Below are 15,205 nucleotides of genomic sequence, written 5' to 3'. Positions count from 1 at the left end.
TCAGGACAGGCTCGCCCAGAACCGGCACTGGTGGACGTCGGCGAAGTCGGCGATGAGCCGGTTGCCGTCGGGTTGCAGCGACATGACCCGATCCGAGGTGGCCACGTCGGGCCAGTCCGCGCCACCGGCGCGGCCCGGCGCACCGGTCTTCACGAACTCAGACCAGTAGTCGATCATCTGGTCGGACAGCCGGGCCTGCGCGGAATCCATCGGCGGGGCGCCGCCGACGTCGAACAGGTAGCGCAGCTCCAGCGAGTGGCTGGCGCCGACCGGGAACGGCAGGGTGCGCAGCGGCTCGGGAGCCGGCGCATCGGGATCGTCGAACTCGTAGAAGTAGACGGCGTCATCGGCACCGCCGCGGGCGGCGTCATCGGCAACGCCGCGGGCCGTCAGCGAGTCGGCGATGTCCTCGGCCGGACAGGAGAACGCGCTGTCGGTCACGGCGGCCGAGTAGGCCAGCGGGACGCCGCCGTAGCGGTCCAGCGGATAGTGCGCCGCCACCGTGGCGGCGTCGTCGCCGAACGTCAGCTCGAGCAGCCGCGGATAGTCCTGCGGTGTGTAGTTCGCCTCCTCGCGCAGGTACTGCAGCCCGACGAACAGGGTGAACTCGTCGCGGGTGGTGCCGATCAGCACGGGGACCCGGGCCGCCCGGCCCTCCCGGATCGCGGTCATCGGATCCACGGGCAGCACCTCGGTGCCGGTCACCGGACCGCTCAGCTCGTCCTCGCCGATACTGGTGAACTTCACCGGCTCGCGAAGCCGGTCGGCGGGCAGTGCGCGCAGGCAGTCCGCCGCCGAGGCCGGATCGGCGCACCCGAGTCCGGCGGCGTAGTCGATGCTGCGCGCCGCGGCGACCGGCAGCGCTGCCTGTGCCCGACAGGGCGCGCTCTGGATCACGGCCGCGGCGAAAAGCCCTTCGGAGCCGGGCGCGACGAGGTGGTCGCACACCGACATCCCGCCCGCGGACTCGCCCGCGAGCGTGACCCGGTCGGGGTCACCGCCGAAGCTCTCGATGTTGTCGCGCACCCACTGCAGCGCGGCCTGCTGGTCGGAGAGCCCGTAGTTGCCGACCGCACCGGGCGGCCCGAGCGCCGGATGCGCCAGGAATCCCAGCGTGCCGAGCCGGTAGTTGAGGGTGACGACGACGATGTCGCCGCGCGCCACCAGCCGGCGCGCGTCGTAGACGCGTCCGCTGCCGTTGACGAAGGACCCGCCGTGGATCCACACCATCACCGGCTTGAGCAGGTCGGCGGGCGGGGCCGGGGTCCAGACGTTGAGGGTCAGGCAGTCCTCGTCGGTCTGCCTGCCCAGCTCGAGGTCACCGCCGAGGTCCTGCAGGCACCGCGGTCCGTACCGGGTGGCGTCGCGCACCCCGGGCCAGGGCAGCGCCGGCTGCGGTGGCTGCCAGCGCAGCGGCCCCACCGGTGGGGCTGCGTACGGGATTCCGGCGAACAGGCGGTGGTCGTCACCGACGACGCCGCGCACCGTGCCCGCCACGGTCTGCACCAGCGCCGGATCGGCCGGCGCCGGCGGCGGCGCCCCGCCGTGACTCCGGGTGCAGGCCGCCAGGACGACCGTCAGGACGGCGATCGACAGGATGCACAGGGCGCGTCCGGGAACCGATACGTGCGCCACGCCAAGAGCTTAGTGACGGCGCGGCCGCTCGCCCCTTTCGCGACGTGGCCGCCGTCACATAGACTGCGCAATTGACACCCGTCAAGTTCGTCGACAGTCCTGAGGAGACCGCATGAGCACATCGGCAACGGACCTGGCCACCGACTCGCAATCCAACGATGCGGCGAAGGTCCTGGCCGATCCGACCGCCTACGCCGATGACGAGCGGTTGCACACCGCGCTCGCGTACCTGCGGGCCCACCAGCCGGTCGCCTGGGTGGACAACCCGCCGTACCGGCCGTTCTGGGCGCTCACCAAGCACGCCGACATCATGGCGGTCGAGCGGGACAACGAGTTGTTCGTCAGCGGCCCGCGCCCGCTGCTGGCTCCGGCCGAAGCCGATGACGTGATGAAGCAGCAGCAGGAGGCCGGCATCGGCCTGCGCACGCTGATCCACATGGACGACCCGCACCACCGCGACGTGCGCAAGATCGGCGCGGACTGGTTCCGCCCGAAGGCGATGCGCGATCTCCAGGTCCGGGTGGACGAACTGGCCAAGCGCTACGTCGACCGGATGCGTGAAATCGGGTCCGAGTGCGATTTCGTCACCGACATTGCGGTGAACTACCCGCTGTACGTGATCCTGTCGCTGCTCGGCCTGCCCGAGGAGGACTTCCCCCGGATGCTGATGCTGACCCAGGAGATGTTCGGCGGAGACGACACCGAGCACAAGCGCGGCGAGGGCACCACCGAGGATCTGCTCGCGGTGCTGATGGACTTCTTCACCTACTTCTCCGCGCTGACCGCGTCCCGGCGTGAACACCCGACCGGCGACCTCGCGTCGGCGATCGCCAACGGCACCATCGACGGCGAACCGCTCTCGGACATGGACACCGTCTCCTACTACACGATCGTGGCCAGCGCCGGGCACGACACCACCAAGGACGCCATCTCCGGCGGATTGCGGGCCCTGATCGAGAACCAGGATCAGCTCGCGCGGCTGCGGGACGACATGAGCCTGATGGGTACCGCGGTCGAGGAGATGATCCGGTGGACCACCCCGGTCAAGGAGTTCATGCGCACCGCCACCGCCGACACCGAGATCCGCGGCGTGCCGATCGCCGAGGGCGACTCGGTGTATCTGGCCTACGTCTCGGCCAACCGCGACGAGGAGGTCTTCGCCGACCCCTTCCGCTTCGACGTGGGCCGCGATCCCAACAAGCATCTGGCCTTCGGCTATGGCGTGCACTTCTGCCTGGGCGCCTCGCTGGCCCGGATGGAGATGAACAGCCTGTTCACCGAGTTGGTCCCGCGGCTGGAGTCGATCGAACTGGCCGGCGAGCCCGAGTTGTCGGCCACCACCTTCGTCGGCGGCCTCAAACACCTACCGATCCGCTACTCGCTGCGGTAACCGGCAGCCCCCACGCTCGGCCCTTAGGCTCTGCAGGGGTGCGCCTGCTGCTCGTCAACCCGAACACCACCGCCTCGATGACGGCCGCGGTCGCCGCGAGCGCGGCCGCGGCGGCTCGACCGGGAACCGTCGTGGAGGCGCTCAACCCGGCCCACGGACCACCCAGCATCGAGAATGACGAGGACGAACGCCGCTGTGTCCCAGGGCTTCTCGATGTCGTGCAGGCAGCGGTCAACGGCCTGTCGAACAGCGCCCGGACGCCTACGTGGTGGCCTGCTTCGGTGATCCGGGGCTCGACCGGGCTCGCGCGATGGCCGGCGCGCCGGTGTGCTGGGTATGGCCCAGGCCGCCATGCACGCCGCGGCGCTGGCGGCCGGCACCTTCTCGGTGGTCACGTCGATGTCCTCGACGATCTCGCGGGGCCGGCAACTGGCCAAGACCTACACCCCGAATCACTGCCTGGGCGTCTACGCATGCGACATCCCGGTGCTGACCATCGCCTCCGATCCGGCCAGCATCGATCCGATCGGCCAGGTGTGCCGACGGGCGCTCGACCAGGACGGTAGCGGCGCGATCGTCCTCGGCTGCGCGGCCATGGCCCCCTACGCGGCGGCGCTGAGCCGACGACTCGGCGTCCCGGTGATCGACGGCGTCGTCGCCGCAACGGTTTTCGCCGAGGCGTTGACGGGCCTCAACTCGCAGCGATGAACTCCGCCGCCCGATGGGCGGCCATCACGATGGTGGCGTGCGGGCCGCGACTGGGGATGCCGGGCAGGATCGCCCCGTCGACCACCCACAGACCGTCCACCCCGAGCACCCGGCAGCGGGTGTCCAGCACCGCCGCCGGGTCGTCGTCGCGGCCCATCCTCGCGCTCCCGCACAGGTGTTGCGACGTCGCCCACGATGGCGCAAATTGCACTGCAGCGCCAGCGATTTCGCGAGCGAGTTCGGTACCCGACCGCAACTGTTCGACATCGGCGGGTTCGGTGTCATACCGATACTCGATCACCGGGGCGACGCCGGGATCGGCCGAGACCAACGTGATTCGGCCCCGCGAGTGCGGCCTCATCAACGTGACACCGAGGTGTGGCCGATCCGCCGGATCGTCGCGCCGCCCGGTCGTCATTGCACCGAACCCGGCTGTGTACGGCCGGATCTCCAGTCCGTCGGCGGTGGTGAGGATGGCCTCCAGCGCCGGGACGCCATGGGTCGGCGTCCAGTTGATCGGCAGCACCCACTCGGGATGGTCGGCGGTGTCGACACCCACCGGTAGCGCGGCGCGCACCGGCACCCCGGCCACCGCCAGCACGGCGGGCGGGCCGAGGCCCGAGAGCATCAGCAGCTGAGCCGATGCGATGGCGCCGGCACACACCGCGACCCGGTCGGCCGCCAGGGACAGTACGCCGTCCGCGCCGCGGCAGTCGACGCCGACCGCGCGGTTGCCCTCCAGCCGGATCCGGTCCACCCGGGTGTCGGTCAGCACCGTCAGATTCGGTCGTGCCAGCACCGGCTGCAGAAAGGCCCTGCCCGGACCGACCCGGATGCCGATGTCGATGTTCAGCGGTACCGCACCCACTCCGGGCGGCAACGGGGACTGCGGCGCGGCTCCGTTCAGGTCGCCGATCCAGCCGAATCCCGCGGCCTCCGCGGCCAGCACGAACGACGCGGTGCAGCCGTCGAACTCGGAGACCCGGTGGACGGCGATCGGCCCGTCGGCGCCGTGCAGCGGCCCGCCGAAGTCGAGGTCGTTCTCGATCGCCCGGTAGTGCGGTAGCACGTCGTCCCACCCCCAACCGGGCAGCGCCCACCGCTCGAAGTCGGTGGGCAGGGCCCGGCAGAAGTACCCGCCGTTGACCGCCCCGGATCCGCCGAGCACCGCACCGCGCATGATCTCCATGTGGCGCTTCGGTTCGTCGGTCAGAGTGACCGGGTAGCGGCGCACCACCGGGCTGGCCGGCCCGATCGGCAGGCTCAGCGCGTCGGAGATCAGCTTGCCGATGCGCGGATCGGCCGGGCCGGGGCCGGACTCCACGACGGTGACCCGGCAGCGTTCGTCGGCGGAAAGCATTGCGGCCAAGACGGATCCGGCACTCCCGGCGCCGACGATGAGGACGTCGCTGTGGCGTTCGGGCAAGACGCGGATCAGGTCCGGATCTGCGGCTTGAGCGCGCCCGCGTGGCGTTCGCGCACCACGCCGCTCCACAGACCCAGGCCGTAGGCGATGTCGTCGAGACGCTTGAGCAGGATGTAGGTCAGCAACCCGACCCGCTTGGTGTCCTCGTCGGCGTTGCCGTTGCGGGTCAACCAGTCGAACACCCCGTCGACGGCCGCAGCCACCAGCACCACCTGCCGACAGCGACGCGACAGCAGCGCCGCGATCAGGGTCACCGGCCAGTAGTGCCGGCAGATCGCCGAGGACAGCTGCAGGCCCGCCGACCACAGCCCCTGGCCCGCCACCACGGCCACCTCCATCGGTTCGGTCTGCACGCTGGACAGCGACTTGGCGATCCGGCGGCCGGTGACCGCGGCGACCACCACCGATGCGAGGTAACCGAACCCCGAGCCGATCGCCACCAGCATCCAGACCACCAGCGTCCACCCCGAGATCACCAGCGGCGCGGTCTTCCCGGGATGCCGGACAGCCAGCGGCGCGGCTGAGCCACCGTAGAATGCCTTGCGCTTGAACCACTTTCCCAGGTGGGTGCGATGATCGTGGGCGACCAGGGCGATCGGCTCGTAGCGCAGCCGCGCGCCGGACTCGTTGAGCCGCCAGCACAGATCGACATCCTCACCGGACTCCAGCGACTCGTCGAAGCCGCCGAGCTCGACCAGCGCACTGCGCCGGCAGATGATGGCCGCGCTCGGCACATAGGACACCGTGCCGAATGGAACCACCGGGGCCTCGCGCAGGCCCAGATCGAGGGACGACCGCACCGCCTCGTAGCGCGCCACCACACTGTCGGACTGGTGCAGCGCGACGATGCGCGGTGCCACCAGCGCGACGGCGGGATCGCAGAAATGCCCGAGCAGCGCCTCCAGCCAGCCTCGCCGGGGTACCACATCGGAGTCGAGGAACGCCACGAAGTCGGTGTCGCAGAACGCAAGCCCGGCATTGCGGGCCGCTGCCGGCCCCTTGCTCCTGGCGTTGCGCAGAATCCGCAACTCGCACACCACGGGGTCGAAGTCCGACGGGACCACCGGGTTCGCCGAACCGTCGTCGACGATGACGACCCGTAACCCGCGCAGCGCGGCGACCAGCCTCCTGATGCCAGAGATGTTGTCGCGGACCGGAATAACGACGGTCACATCACGGTGCGACGGGCCGCTGAGCGGCCGCGGGTGGGCGACGGTGGCGTCGAGCAGGGTGCGGGCGAGCTGGGCACTCACCGCGTCGTGCACCTCGAGCCGCCCGCCGGTCAGCATGGTCTGCGCAGCGGGCGCCAACCGCAGCAGCCGGGTGGGGGAACCGCCGAGCAGCGCCGCACCCTCGCCGAGGACGCGCACGCGTCGGTCCATCTGTACCGCGAACCCGTCGGGAAGCCGCGGCCCGGTCATCTCAACATCCCCTCCTGATCCGGCGCCCAGCGACTGACCCGGTTCACACACGCGTCGACCATCTCGGCAAAGATCTTCCTGCCCTCCTCCGCGGTCGCTGTGGTCGGGTCCCCCAACACCCCCAGCGAACTCACGGCGGCAACTCCCCCTCGAATCATGTCGGGCATCAATTCCGACAGCGGAGCCCGGTTCCCCGGCACCCGACGATCCGCCCTGACCAGGGCGGGCGAAATATGTAGCAATACGGACGTTTCGGTATGGCCGGCATGGGCGTCGGCATTGCTGACGGTGCACGAGCACCACCCCGCGTCGCGTCCCTCGTAGCGCAGCAGGGCGACCGCCTGGCGCAGCGCCTCGACGTTTCCGCCGTGTCCGTTGACGAACACCAGCCGGCCGGCCCACCGGCACGCCGAACGGGCGAACTCCACCAGAAGTTTCGCCAGTACCGGTGTGCCAATAGACACGGTGCCGGCGAACGCCTCGTGTTCGCCGCTGGCGCCGTAGGCGATGGCCGGCCCCGTCAGGTATCGGTCGTCGACCGCCCGCAGGCCCTCTACTAGGGCGTCGGCGACGGCGGTCGCGATGCGGGTGTCAGTGTCCAGCGGCAGGTGAGGTCCATGCTGTTCGGTGGAACCTACCGGGATGACCAACGTGGGCGATGAGTCCTGCAGCTGCCTCGACGTTGAGTTCCCAAGCTCGCTGGGGAAAGCCACGCGACGATGGTAGGCCGAATTCACCTGGTGTGCGCCAGATGTTGGCGTATGCGTGGCAATTGATTTCCTGGATTGCGGTCCAGACGCCGATCGAGAATCACGCCAGCCCCCTGCGCCACGCCCGTATCAGGCCCCCAGGGTGCGGGTGAAGCCATCGGGGATCAGGATGTCCTCGCGGGTGAGCTCATGGATCGAGGATTTGCCGAGACCCATCAGAGCCGAGTCGATGCCACCCCGCAGGATGTCCAACACGTTCTCCACACCGGCCTGCCCGTTGGCGGCCAGACCCCACAGGTAGGCCCGGCCGATCATCACCGCGCGAGCCCCCAGAGCAACCGCCTTCACCACGTCGCTGCCCCGCCGGATCCCGCCGTCCAGCAAAACCTCCACCTGGTCGCCGACCGCGTCGGCGATGGCCGGAAGGCAGCGGATCGCCGCCGGCGTGCCGTCCAGGTTGTTGCCACCGTGGTTGGACACGGTGATCGCCGAAACACCGGCATCCACAGCGCGTTTGGCGTCATCGACGCGCACCATGCCCTTGAGCAGAAACGGGCCGCCCCACTGCTCGCGCAGCCACGCGATGTCCGCCCAGGTCGGCGGCGGCGTGCCCATCCACTGCCCGTAGGCCTCGAAGAACGTGGGACCGGCCTCGCCGCGCCTGCCCTGGTTGGGTACCCGCAGGTCAGGCGGACGCAGGTGCTTGCCGAAGCTCCACAGCCAGCGCGGCTTGGTGATCACCTCCGGAGACATCCGCAGCATCGTCGATAGATTCATCTGCTCGGGGATCGTGGGGCTGCCCCAGTCGCGACCGTGCGAGAAGCTCCAGTCGGTGGTGGCGATCATCCCGACGGCTCCGGCCTCCCGGGCGCGCTGCACGCGTTCGGCGATCTCCTCGCGGCTGCCCAGCCAGTAGATCTGGAAGAAGATCTTGTCGTTGACGGCCACGACCTCTTCCATCGGCTTGCTGGCGAACGACGACAGCCCCATCGCCGTGCCTCTGGCCGCCGCCGCCCGGGCCACCGCGACCTCACCGTCCGGGTCGACCGCCTGCACACCGGTCGGGGAGATGATGACGGGAAGCGAAATGTCTTGCCCCATGACCGTTGTCGACATCTCGCGCTTGTCGGTGGCGCCGACCACATGCGGCGCGAACCCGAGCTCGGCGAACGACTCGACGTTGTCGGAGACGGTGACACCCTTCTCGCTGGCCGAGATCAGCGAGGAGTACACCGACTTGGGGAGTCGTTTCTTCGCCCGCTGCTGGGCGATGGCGACGGTCTCGAACCAGGTGTCGCGTGCCATGGTCTACACCGGGCTCTCGTTGCAGAATTTTTTGGGCGGAGCGCTCAGCAGCGTGAGCGGAATAGGACCTGACGCCTTGCGTCCACCGGTGCGGGAGTGGTCCACGCCGGACTTCGGCTTGTCCCGGTCGCGCGCGAGCGCCGGCTCGCCGTAGCCCTGCACACACTCCGGGTCGGGTCCGTCGAGCGGCAGTCCGGTGAAGAACTTCGCCGCCATGCAGCCGCCGCGGCAGCTGTCGTAGTGGCCGCAGCTCCCGCACGCCCCCGCCGACTGCGGCTCGCGCAGCTCGCGGAACAACGTCGAGTTCTGCCAGACGTTCTGGAATTCGGTGCCGGAGCCGTTCTCCGACAACACGTTTCCGGCGAGGAACTTGTCGTGGATGGCGAACGGGCAGGCGTAGACGTCACCGACGGGGTCGATCAGGCAGACCACCCGGCCCGCACCGCACAGGTTGAGCCCGGCCAGCGCGCCCGGCGCGCCGAGACCCGACAGGTGGAAGAACGAGTCGCCGGTGAGCACGCGCTCGCCATGGGCGACCAGCCAGTCGTAGAGCTGCACCTGCTGAGCCGGGGTGGGGTGCAACTCGTCCCAGACGTCGGCTCCACGCCCGGAGGGCCGCAGCCGGGTGATGCGCAGGGTGGCACCGTACCGGTCGGCGAGCTCCTTGAAATCGTCGAGCTGATCGACGTTGTGCCGGGTGACCACCACCGAGATCTTCGCGTCGGAGAAACCCGCATCGCGCAGGTTCTGCAGCGCCCGCGTGGCCATCGCGAACGAACCGGGGCCGCGCACCGCGTCGTTGACCTCCGCGGTCGCCCCGTCCAGCGAGATCTGGACGTCGACGTAATCGCTGGCGGCCAGCTTGGCCGCGACCCCGGGGGTGATGCGCACCCCGTTGGTGGAGAACTTCACCCCGACGTGGTGGGCCGTGGCGTAATCCACGAGTTCCCAGAAGTCGGAGCGCACGGTGGGCTCACCGCCGCCGATGTTGACGTAGAACACCTGCATGCGTTCCAGCTCGTCGATGATGTCCTTGCACTGCTGGGTGGACAGCTCGCGGGGATCGCGCTTGCCCGACGACGACAGGCAGTGCACACACGACAGGTTGCACGCGTAGGTCAGTTCCCAGGTCAGGCAGATCGGTGCGTCCAGGCCCTGTTCGAACTGGTCGACCAGCCGTGGCACCGGTGCGGTCACTGTCATCGATCCCCTCCCGGGTCTTCGCCTGCAACGAGCATCGCCGACGCGACGAGCACGCCCAGCGCGTGAAGGTATGGTGCCTGATCCGCGTCGTCGATTCCGGCTGCGCGGCAGGCGGATCGAGCGTCGGGGTGATCATCCAGCGAGTTGATCACCTCGACGATCGTCCGGTTCTTCAGGAACGACAGCTTGCGCGTCCCGAAGTGGTACAGCAGCGCACCGAAGGGTTCCGGGCGGACCGCCACCTGCGGGTGCAGCCGCCAGCGCCGGTCGGGGTCGAAGACAGCGTCCCGGGCGTGGTTCGTCGTCGGCGCGCCCACGCTCAGTAGACCCCGCACATCCCGTCGATCGAGACTTCCTCCACCAGGCTCTCGGTGACCAGCTCTTCGGTCTCGTTGTGCTGATTCTGATCCATCGGTGTCGCCTTTCTCGTCCGCGCTCCCCCGGGGGGGCTCGACATTTGTGATCCAGGTCGCAAGAATATGGCATCGGGTGCCTAAATGGAAGGGTGGATGACGATGCACGCTGAAAAGGCGCGCGTGGGCCGCCGCCGATCGACGAGCTTCGAGCACATCAGCGACGTCGCGATCGACCTGTTCATGGCCCAGGGCTTCGACGACGTCAGCGTCGACGACGTGGCGGCGGCGGCGGGCATCGCTCGCCGGACGCTGTTTCGCTACTACCCGTCCAAGAACGCCCTGCCGTGGGGCGACTTCGACGCACACCTCGAGCACATGCGCACGCTGCTCGCCGACCTCGACCCGACCGTGCCCATCCGCGACGCGCTGCGCACCGCGCTGCTGGCCTTCAACGAGTTCGACGACACCGACCGGCATCGCGAGCGCATGCGGCTGATCCTGGAAACCGAGACGCTGCAAGCGTATTCGATGACCATGTATGCGGGCTGGCGCGGCGTGGTGGCCACCTTCGTGGCGAGCCGGCTGGGCGGCTCGTCCCGCGATCTGGTCGCCCAGACGGTGGCCTGGACCATGCTGGGCGTGGCGCTGGCAGCCTACGAACACTGGCTGGCCGACGAGTCGGTGTCACTGCACGCCGCGCTGGAGGCTGCCTTCGACACCCTCGACGGCGGCCTGTCCAGCCTGCAGCGCTGACCCGTCTTTCCTGCGAGCGGGCGTGCCTGCACGCGACACGCCGCGGGAATCCGGCACTTTGCGCGCGCTCGTGACGCCGGCACGGCATCCACTCGAACGTCACCGTTCCCGCGAGCGGGCAGTCAGGACACCAGAATCGCGTCCAGCGCGGAGTAGAACATGCCCAGGCCGTCGTCCGACGGGCCGGTCAACGGCTCGGTGGCGTGTTCGGGGTGCGGCATCAGGCCGACCACCCGGCCGTTGGCCGAGCTGATGCCGGCGATGTCGCGCATCGACCCGTTGGGGTTGTCGCGGTACCGGAAGGCGACCCGACCCTCGCCCTCGAGTTCGTCGAGCACGTCCCGGCTCGCGACGTAGCGGCCCTCACCGGACTTCAGCGGCACCAGCAGGTCGGCGCCCCGGTCGTAACGCGACGTCCACGCCGTGGCGTCGGAGGCGACCTCGAGCCAGACGTCGCGGCAGACGAAGTGCAGCCCGGCGTTGCGGGTCAGCGCGCCGGGCAGCAGACCGGCCTCGCAGAGCACCTGAAAGCCGTTGCAGATTCCCAGCACCGGCATGCCCCGACCCGCGGCGGCGACCACCTCGCCCATCACCGGCGCGAACCGGGCGATCGCCCCGCAGCGCAGGTAGTCACCGTAGGAGAAGCCACCGGGGACGACGACCGCGTCGACGCCCTTGAGGTCGGCGTCGGCATGCCACAGGCTGACCGGCTCGGCGCCGGACAGTCGTACCGCGCGGGCGGCATCGACGTCGTCGAGGGTGCCGGGAAAGGTGATGATGCCGACGCGGGCGCTCACGCCGGGGTCTCCGGGGATTCCCGGCTGACCGTCCAGTCCTCGATCACGGTGTTGGCCAGCAGGGATTCGGCGATCTCGGCGAGCTTCTCGTCGTCGATCGCGTCGTCGACCTCGAGCTCGAATCGCTTGCCCTGCCGGACATCCGAGACGCCGTCGAAGCCGAGACGGCCCAGCGCGCCGACGATCGCCTGCCCCTGGGGGTCGAGGATCTCGGTCTTCGGCATGACGTGTACCACCACTTTTGCCACGGCGATCACTCTACCTGCGGCGAGACCGGCACCGCTTCACCGGCACGAGCCCAGGTAGGTGGCGCACAGCGGGAGGGCCATCGCGTCCAGCACCACCGTGTCGGCCTCCGCGCGCCAGTCCACCTGTGCGGGCAGTGTCGTCCACAGCGTCAGCTCGACGACGGTGCTGCTGGCCGGGTCGGCGAGCAGGTAGGTGTGCATGACGCGGTCGCCGGATTCGCTGATCACGGCCACCAGGTCGGTGGCGGTGCTGGTGGTGATCGAGGGTGACGCGTCGGGGGCGGTGAGCTGACAGCGGGCCAGCGCGATCCGGGCCAGCTCGAGGACCTGCAGCGCGGTGCGGCCACCGGTCACGGTGTCGCCGCGCCAGTGCATCACCTGCGCGAGCAGGTTCCATTGGCCGTCCGGGTGACGGACCACGGCCCGGGCGGCGACGGCGTAGTCGCGGGCATCGTCGGTGACGTCGGGGCCGGCGCACCATGACTCGAACTCGAACCTGGGGGCCGGCGCGGTGACCGCCGCCGAGGCCAGCCCCGGCCACCGGTACTCGCCGAACAGCGGAACGGAGCCGGCGTCGATCCACGCCGAGTCCGGGATGACGTCGCAGGCCGGCGGACACACGCCGGGGGCCGCCCGCGCGGCGTCCGGGACGAGCACCACCCCGCCCAGCACGATCAGCAGCGTCACGATCAATCGCACGTACACCCGCCCCGCCCTTCCCCCGCCCGCCACAATAGAAGCATGCAGCTGACACATTTCGGCCATTCCTGCCTGCTGGCGAGTTTCCGTGATGGATCGGGGCAGGACACCACGGTGTTGTTCGACCCGGGCAATTTCTCCCACGGGTTCGAGGGCATCACCGGGCTGGCGGCGATCCTGATCACCCATCAGCACGCCGACCACGCCGACCGGGCACGCCTGCCCGCGCTCGTCGAGGCGAACCCGCAGGCCGCGCTGTACGCCGACCCACAGACCGCGGCCGAGCTCGGCGGCCCGTGGCAGGCGGTTCAGGTCGGTGACCAACTGTCCATCGGGCACCTGACGGTGCGCGGGGTGGGCGGCAGGCACGCGGTGATCCACCCGGAGATACCCGTCGTCGACAACATCTCGTACCTGATCGGCGACGATGAGCATGCGGCCCGGCTGATGCATCCCGGCGATGCGCTGTTCGTCCCCGGCGAGCCGGTCGAGGTGCTGGCCACGCCCGCAGCGGCACCGTGGATGAAGATCTCCGAGGCGGTGGACTACCTCCGCGCGGTGGCGCCCACCCATGCGGTGCCGATCCACCAGGCGATCATCGACCCGATCGCCCGCCCGATCTTCTACGGCCGGCTCACCGAGATGACCGACACCGACTTCCAGGTCCTGCGGCCCGAGAGCGGCACCGACTTCTGACGCCGAGCAGACGTCGCCAACCGGTAGCCGGTTCGCCGCGCGGGTGCCCCCGACCCCACGATGGCATCGGACGGTGGAACGTCAACGTCGGGACCGTGCCGGACGGCAGCCTCGCCGGCCCCAGCTCACCCGCACCGGTTGGGGTAGTCGACATTTCGCATGCCGCACTGGCGGTCTTCGCGTCGTCCCACGGTCCGCCCGCCTTGTCGCAGCACACTCTCCACGGCGCGTCCGGGTCGGCCGGATCCAGGCCGGCGGTGTCCGCGTACCACTGCGCACAGGACGCGAGCCACTCGTCCGATTCGGCGACGGCGAAAGCCGGGTTGAGCACGCCGGCACCGAGGGCGACCACGCCCCACGCGGCAGCGACGACACACCACCGCCGCGCACGCGACCTCGACATGGGCTTCGCTGTTTCCGACTGGTAGGCAGCATCACAGGTTCTCCTCTCCGGCCTGGCGACCCCGCCCGGACCCGCTGACCTCACGAACTCCGGCTACCGGCACGGGGGACACGGTTTTCGAAAACCTGTCCCCCGAGATGCAGCACGCGGCTCCCAGCAGGTGCAGGACCCGGTTGGGTTGCACCCGATGCGAAGGAGACAGTCATGAACCACACCAGCACCCGCAGACGGCGGATCCGCCGCACGACCGGCGCCACGATCGCGGTGGCCGCGGCAGCCACCGGCCTGTTCGGCGCCACGGCCACCGCCGAGGCCACCTCCGACCTCTACGTCGCGGTGGCTGTCGGCCAGACCAACAGTCAGATCCCCGTGCGTTTCGCCGGTGGCCAGTCGGTCGGAACCGACGAACAGCAGGCGAAAAGTCGGGCGCTGCAGGCCTGCCAGAACAACGGCGGAAACCACTGCGTACTCGAGGCGATCGCCAAGGACGGGTGTGCGGCGGCCGCGGCGAACGACCTCGGGGAGGCGGCCGGCGGTAGCGACCCGGACCGGCCGACCGCCGAAACGCGCGCGCTCGGCGCCCTACAGAGCCAGCAGGGTGCGCGCGTCGTCGTGGCCGGCTGCACGACTCCGCAGACGGCACCTCCGGGTATCTCCACCCCTCCCAAGCCGGGCCCGACGGTGTCCTGGGATCTGATCGTGGGAGGGCTGAACGCACACATCACCGATCGCAGCGGCGTCGCGGCGCAATGCACCTACACGACCGATGACTACCGGCGCAGCTTCGCGTTGCCGGCCGGCTCCAGCCATGACCTCGAGATCGTTCCGGCCGTTCCCGAGTTCCGGAACTGGAACGTGATGATCAACTGCGACAACGGGACCCGCACGTTGGCGACGACGTTCTTCTGAGCGACGCCATCGCGCGCGGCTGCGAAAAGTGTCCCCGAAGGGCGGGGACCGAACTCCTACCCACAGCGGTGACCCACCGGGGGTCACCCCATTCTCGAGGAGAGCATCATGCGACACACCCATCTCGGATCGATCGTCGGCGCCACAGCGGTTGCGGTGGCGGCCGTGCTGATCACCGCGCCGGCCGCCAACGCCACACCGCGCCTGAGCGAAAAGCAGATCGAGGCCGAATGCAAGGACGCCAACGGCGGCGTCTACAGCAGCGGAACGCACGGCAGTCACCGCGTGTCCTACTGCGGGTTCACCGACAACACCGGCGTGAACTGCGTGGACACCTACGTCGACGGACGCTGGCTGGAGACCAGCTGCAATGACGGCTGGGAAGACCACGCCGAGCTTCACCAGGGTCTGCCACCGGCTTCGGTGCCGCCGACCATGCCGACCTTGTCGGTGGCGGCACCCGTTCAACGCTGACGAGATGACCGCGGCCGCACATGCCCCGCGAAGTCGACCGGCTGTCCCCGATGCCGCCCGCGGCATCGGGGA

Annotated in this window: 17 protein-coding genes and 1 pseudogene; 7 read left to right on the top strand and 11 right to left on the bottom strand. The window is 69.7% G+C overall.

All coding sequences use genetic code 11. From position 1 onward, the window contains the following. On the bottom strand, positions 1 to 1,635 hold the full coding sequence (locus tag JDV09_RS08200) for a carboxylesterase/lipase family protein (RefSeq protein ID WP_372452868.1): 1,635 nt from the start codon (positions 1,633 to 1,635) through the stop codon (positions 1 to 3). 112 nt (positions 1,636 to 1,747) lie between these two features. On the opposite strand from JDV09_RS08200, the gene JDV09_RS08195 reads away from it, so the two are divergent. From JDV09_RS08195 to JDV09_RS26630, 3 genes and pseudogenes are all read left to right on the top strand, one after another. After that, positions 1,748 to 3,025 (top strand): cytochrome P450, encoded by a 1,278-nt coding sequence (locus tag JDV09_RS08195; protein WP_221368618.1) that lies wholly within the window; start codon positions 1,748 to 1,750, stop codon positions 3,023 to 3,025. 77 nt (positions 3,026 to 3,102) lie between these two features. Beyond that, positions 3,103 to 3,192: pseudogene (locus JDV09_RS26635) on the top strand (aspartate/glutamate racemase family protein); the annotation flags it as partial. Positions 3,193 to 3,361: 169 nt separating this feature from the next. Next, positions 3,362 to 3,733 carry an aspartate/glutamate racemase family protein gene (locus JDV09_RS26630; RefSeq protein WP_255605025.1) on the top strand — a complete coding sequence of 124 codons (372 nt, stop codon included), beginning with the start codon at positions 3,362 to 3,364 and terminating at the stop codon, positions 3,731 to 3,733. Here the strand turns inward: JDV09_RS26630 and mftG are convergent. The 7 genes from mftG to mftA all read right to left on the bottom strand — a co-directional run bounded on the left by mftG (position 3,717) and on the right by mftA (position 10,210). After that, on the bottom strand, positions 3,717 to 5,159 hold the full coding sequence (gene mftG / locus JDV09_RS08185; RefSeq protein ID WP_221368617.1) for a mycofactocin dehydrogenase MftG: 1,443 nt from the start codon (positions 5,157 to 5,159) through the stop codon (positions 3,717 to 3,719). The genes JDV09_RS26630 and mftG overlap by 17 nt on opposite strands. Before the next feature lie 8 nt (positions 5,160 to 5,167). Continuing rightward, positions 5,168 to 6,580 carry a mycofactocin biosynthesis glycosyltransferase MftF gene (mftF, locus tag JDV09_RS08180; protein ID WP_221368616.1) on the bottom strand — a complete coding sequence of 471 codons (1,413 nt, stop codon included), beginning with the start codon at positions 6,578 to 6,580 and terminating at the stop codon, positions 5,168 to 5,170. Further along, positions 6,577 to 7,317: a mycofactocin biosynthesis peptidyl-dipeptidase MftE gene (gene mftE, locus JDV09_RS08175; RefSeq protein ID WP_221368615.1), complete on the bottom strand. Its 741-nt coding sequence runs from the start codon at positions 7,315 to 7,317 to the stop codon at positions 6,577 to 6,579. The genes mftF and mftE overlap by 4 nt, the downstream gene beginning before the upstream one ends. Before the next feature lie 102 nt (positions 7,318 to 7,419). Then, entirely contained in the window at positions 7,420 to 8,595 is a 1,176-nt protein-coding gene (mftD, locus tag JDV09_RS08170) for a pre-mycofactocin synthase MftD (RefSeq protein ID WP_221368614.1), read from the bottom strand. Positions 8,596 to 8,598: 3 nt separating this feature from the next. Then, a complete protein-coding gene (gene mftC / locus JDV09_RS08165) occupies positions 8,599 to 9,798 on the bottom strand; it encodes a mycofactocin radical SAM maturase (RefSeq protein WP_255605024.1) in 1,200 nt (399 codons plus the stop codon). Then, positions 9,795 to 10,115 (bottom strand): mycofactocin biosynthesis chaperone MftB, encoded by a 321-nt coding sequence (gene mftB / locus JDV09_RS08160; RefSeq protein ID WP_221368613.1) that lies wholly within the window; start codon positions 10,113 to 10,115, stop codon positions 9,795 to 9,797. Before mftB ends, mftC begins: the two co-directional genes overlap by 4 nt. A 2-nt stretch (positions 10,116 to 10,117) precedes the next feature. Beyond that, positions 10,118 to 10,210 carry a mycofactocin precursor MftA gene (mftA, locus tag JDV09_RS08155; protein WP_221368612.1) on the bottom strand — a complete coding sequence of 31 codons (93 nt, stop codon included), beginning with the start codon at positions 10,208 to 10,210 and terminating at the stop codon, positions 10,118 to 10,120. Positions 10,211 to 10,313: 103 nt separating this feature from the next. Here mftA and mftR point away from each other — a divergent pair, with 103 nt between their 5' ends. Further along, entirely contained in the window at positions 10,314 to 10,907 is a 594-nt protein-coding gene (mftR, locus tag JDV09_RS08150; protein WP_221368611.1) for a mycofactocin system transcriptional regulator MftR, read from the top strand. Positions 10,908 to 11,029: 122 nt separating this feature from the next. Here mftR and purQ read toward each other — a convergent pair whose 3' ends face one another. The 3 genes from purQ to JDV09_RS08135 are packed head-to-tail and all read right to left on the bottom strand — an operon-like array spanning position 11,030 to position 12,717. Next, positions 11,030 to 11,704, bottom strand: coding sequence for a phosphoribosylformylglycinamidine synthase subunit PurQ (gene purQ, locus JDV09_RS08145; RefSeq protein ID WP_221368610.1), 675 nt, complete (start codon positions 11,702 to 11,704; stop codon positions 11,030 to 11,032). Beyond that, complete coding sequence (gene purS / locus JDV09_RS08140) at positions 11,701 to 11,952, bottom strand: phosphoribosylformylglycinamidine synthase subunit PurS (RefSeq protein ID WP_221368609.1); 252 nt, start codon at positions 11,950 to 11,952, stop codon at positions 11,701 to 11,703. Before purS ends, purQ begins: the two co-directional genes overlap by 4 nt. Before the next feature lie 36 nt (positions 11,953 to 11,988). Beyond that, the gene (locus tag JDV09_RS08135) at positions 11,989 to 12,717 is read right to left on the bottom strand and encodes an ATPase (RefSeq protein ID WP_372452866.1); all 729 of its coding nucleotides are present in this window, start codon (positions 12,715 to 12,717) and stop codon (positions 11,989 to 11,991) included. On the opposite strand from JDV09_RS08135, the gene JDV09_RS08130 reads away from it, so the two are divergent. The 3 genes from JDV09_RS08130 (at position 12,694) to JDV09_RS08120 (ending at position 15,133) form a co-directional block, all read left to right on the top strand. Continuing rightward, positions 12,694 to 13,347 (top strand): MBL fold metallo-hydrolase, encoded by a 654-nt coding sequence (locus JDV09_RS08130; protein WP_221368607.1) that lies wholly within the window; start codon positions 12,694 to 12,696, stop codon positions 13,345 to 13,347. The two genes, JDV09_RS08135 and JDV09_RS08130, sit on opposite strands and share 24 nt — an antisense overlap. Positions 13,348 to 13,954: 607 nt before the next feature. Continuing rightward, positions 13,955 to 14,659 carry a DUF4189 domain-containing protein gene (locus JDV09_RS08125; protein ID WP_221368606.1) on the top strand — a complete coding sequence of 235 codons (705 nt, stop codon included), beginning with the start codon at positions 13,955 to 13,957 and terminating at the stop codon, positions 14,657 to 14,659. Positions 14,660 to 14,767: 108 nt separating this feature from the next. After that, complete coding sequence (locus JDV09_RS08120; RefSeq protein ID WP_221368605.1) at positions 14,768 to 15,133, top strand: hypothetical protein; 366 nt, start codon at positions 14,768 to 14,770, stop codon at positions 15,131 to 15,133. The last annotated feature ends 72 nt before the right edge of the window (positions 15,134 to 15,205 follow it).

This window comes from Mycolicibacterium xanthum (assembly GCF_019710635.1).
GTDB classification, from domain to species: domain Bacteria; phylum Actinomycetota; class Actinomycetes; order Mycobacteriales; family Mycobacteriaceae; genus Mycobacterium; species Mycobacterium xanthum.
Note: the sequence above shows the minus strand (reverse complement) of the source record. Positions and strands in the feature narration are given on the sequence as shown.

Coding starts and splice junctions, on each gene's coding strand:
- JDV09_RS08195 (WP_221368618.1), top strand. CDS start 1,748: ATGAGCACATCGGCAACGGACCTGGCCACCGACTCGCAATCCAACGAT.
- JDV09_RS26630 (WP_255605025.1), top strand. CDS start 3,362: ATGGCCCAGGCCGCCATGCACGCCGCGGCGCTGGCGGCCGGCACCTTC.
- mftF (WP_221368616.1), bottom strand. CDS start 6,580: ATGACCGGGCCGCGGCTTCCCGACGGGTTCGCGGTACAGATGGACCGA.
- mftD (WP_221368614.1), bottom strand. CDS start 8,595: ATGGCACGCGACACCTGGTTCGAGACCGTCGCCATCGCCCAGCAGCGG.
- mftC (WP_255605024.1), bottom strand. CDS start 9,798: ATGACAGTGACCGCACCGGTGCCACGGCTGGTCGACCAGTTCGAACAG.
- mftA (WP_221368612.1), bottom strand. CDS start 10,210: ATGGATCAGAATCAGCACAACGAGACCGAAGAGCTGGTCACCGAGAGC.
- mftR (WP_221368611.1), top strand. CDS start 10,314: ATGCACGCTGAAAAGGCGCGCGTGGGCCGCCGCCGATCGACGAGCTTC.
- JDV09_RS08130 (WP_221368607.1), top strand. CDS start 12,694: ATGCAGCTGACACATTTCGGCCATTCCTGCCTGCTGGCGAGTTTCCGT.
- JDV09_RS08135 (WP_372452866.1), bottom strand. CDS start 12,717: ATGGCCGAAATGTGTCAGCTGCATGCTTCTATTGTGGCGGGCGGGGGA.
- JDV09_RS08125 (WP_221368606.1), top strand. CDS start 13,955: ATGAACCACACCAGCACCCGCAGACGGCGGATCCGCCGCACGACCGGC.
- JDV09_RS08120 (WP_221368605.1), top strand. CDS start 14,768: ATGCGACACACCCATCTCGGATCGATCGTCGGCGCCACAGCGGTTGCG.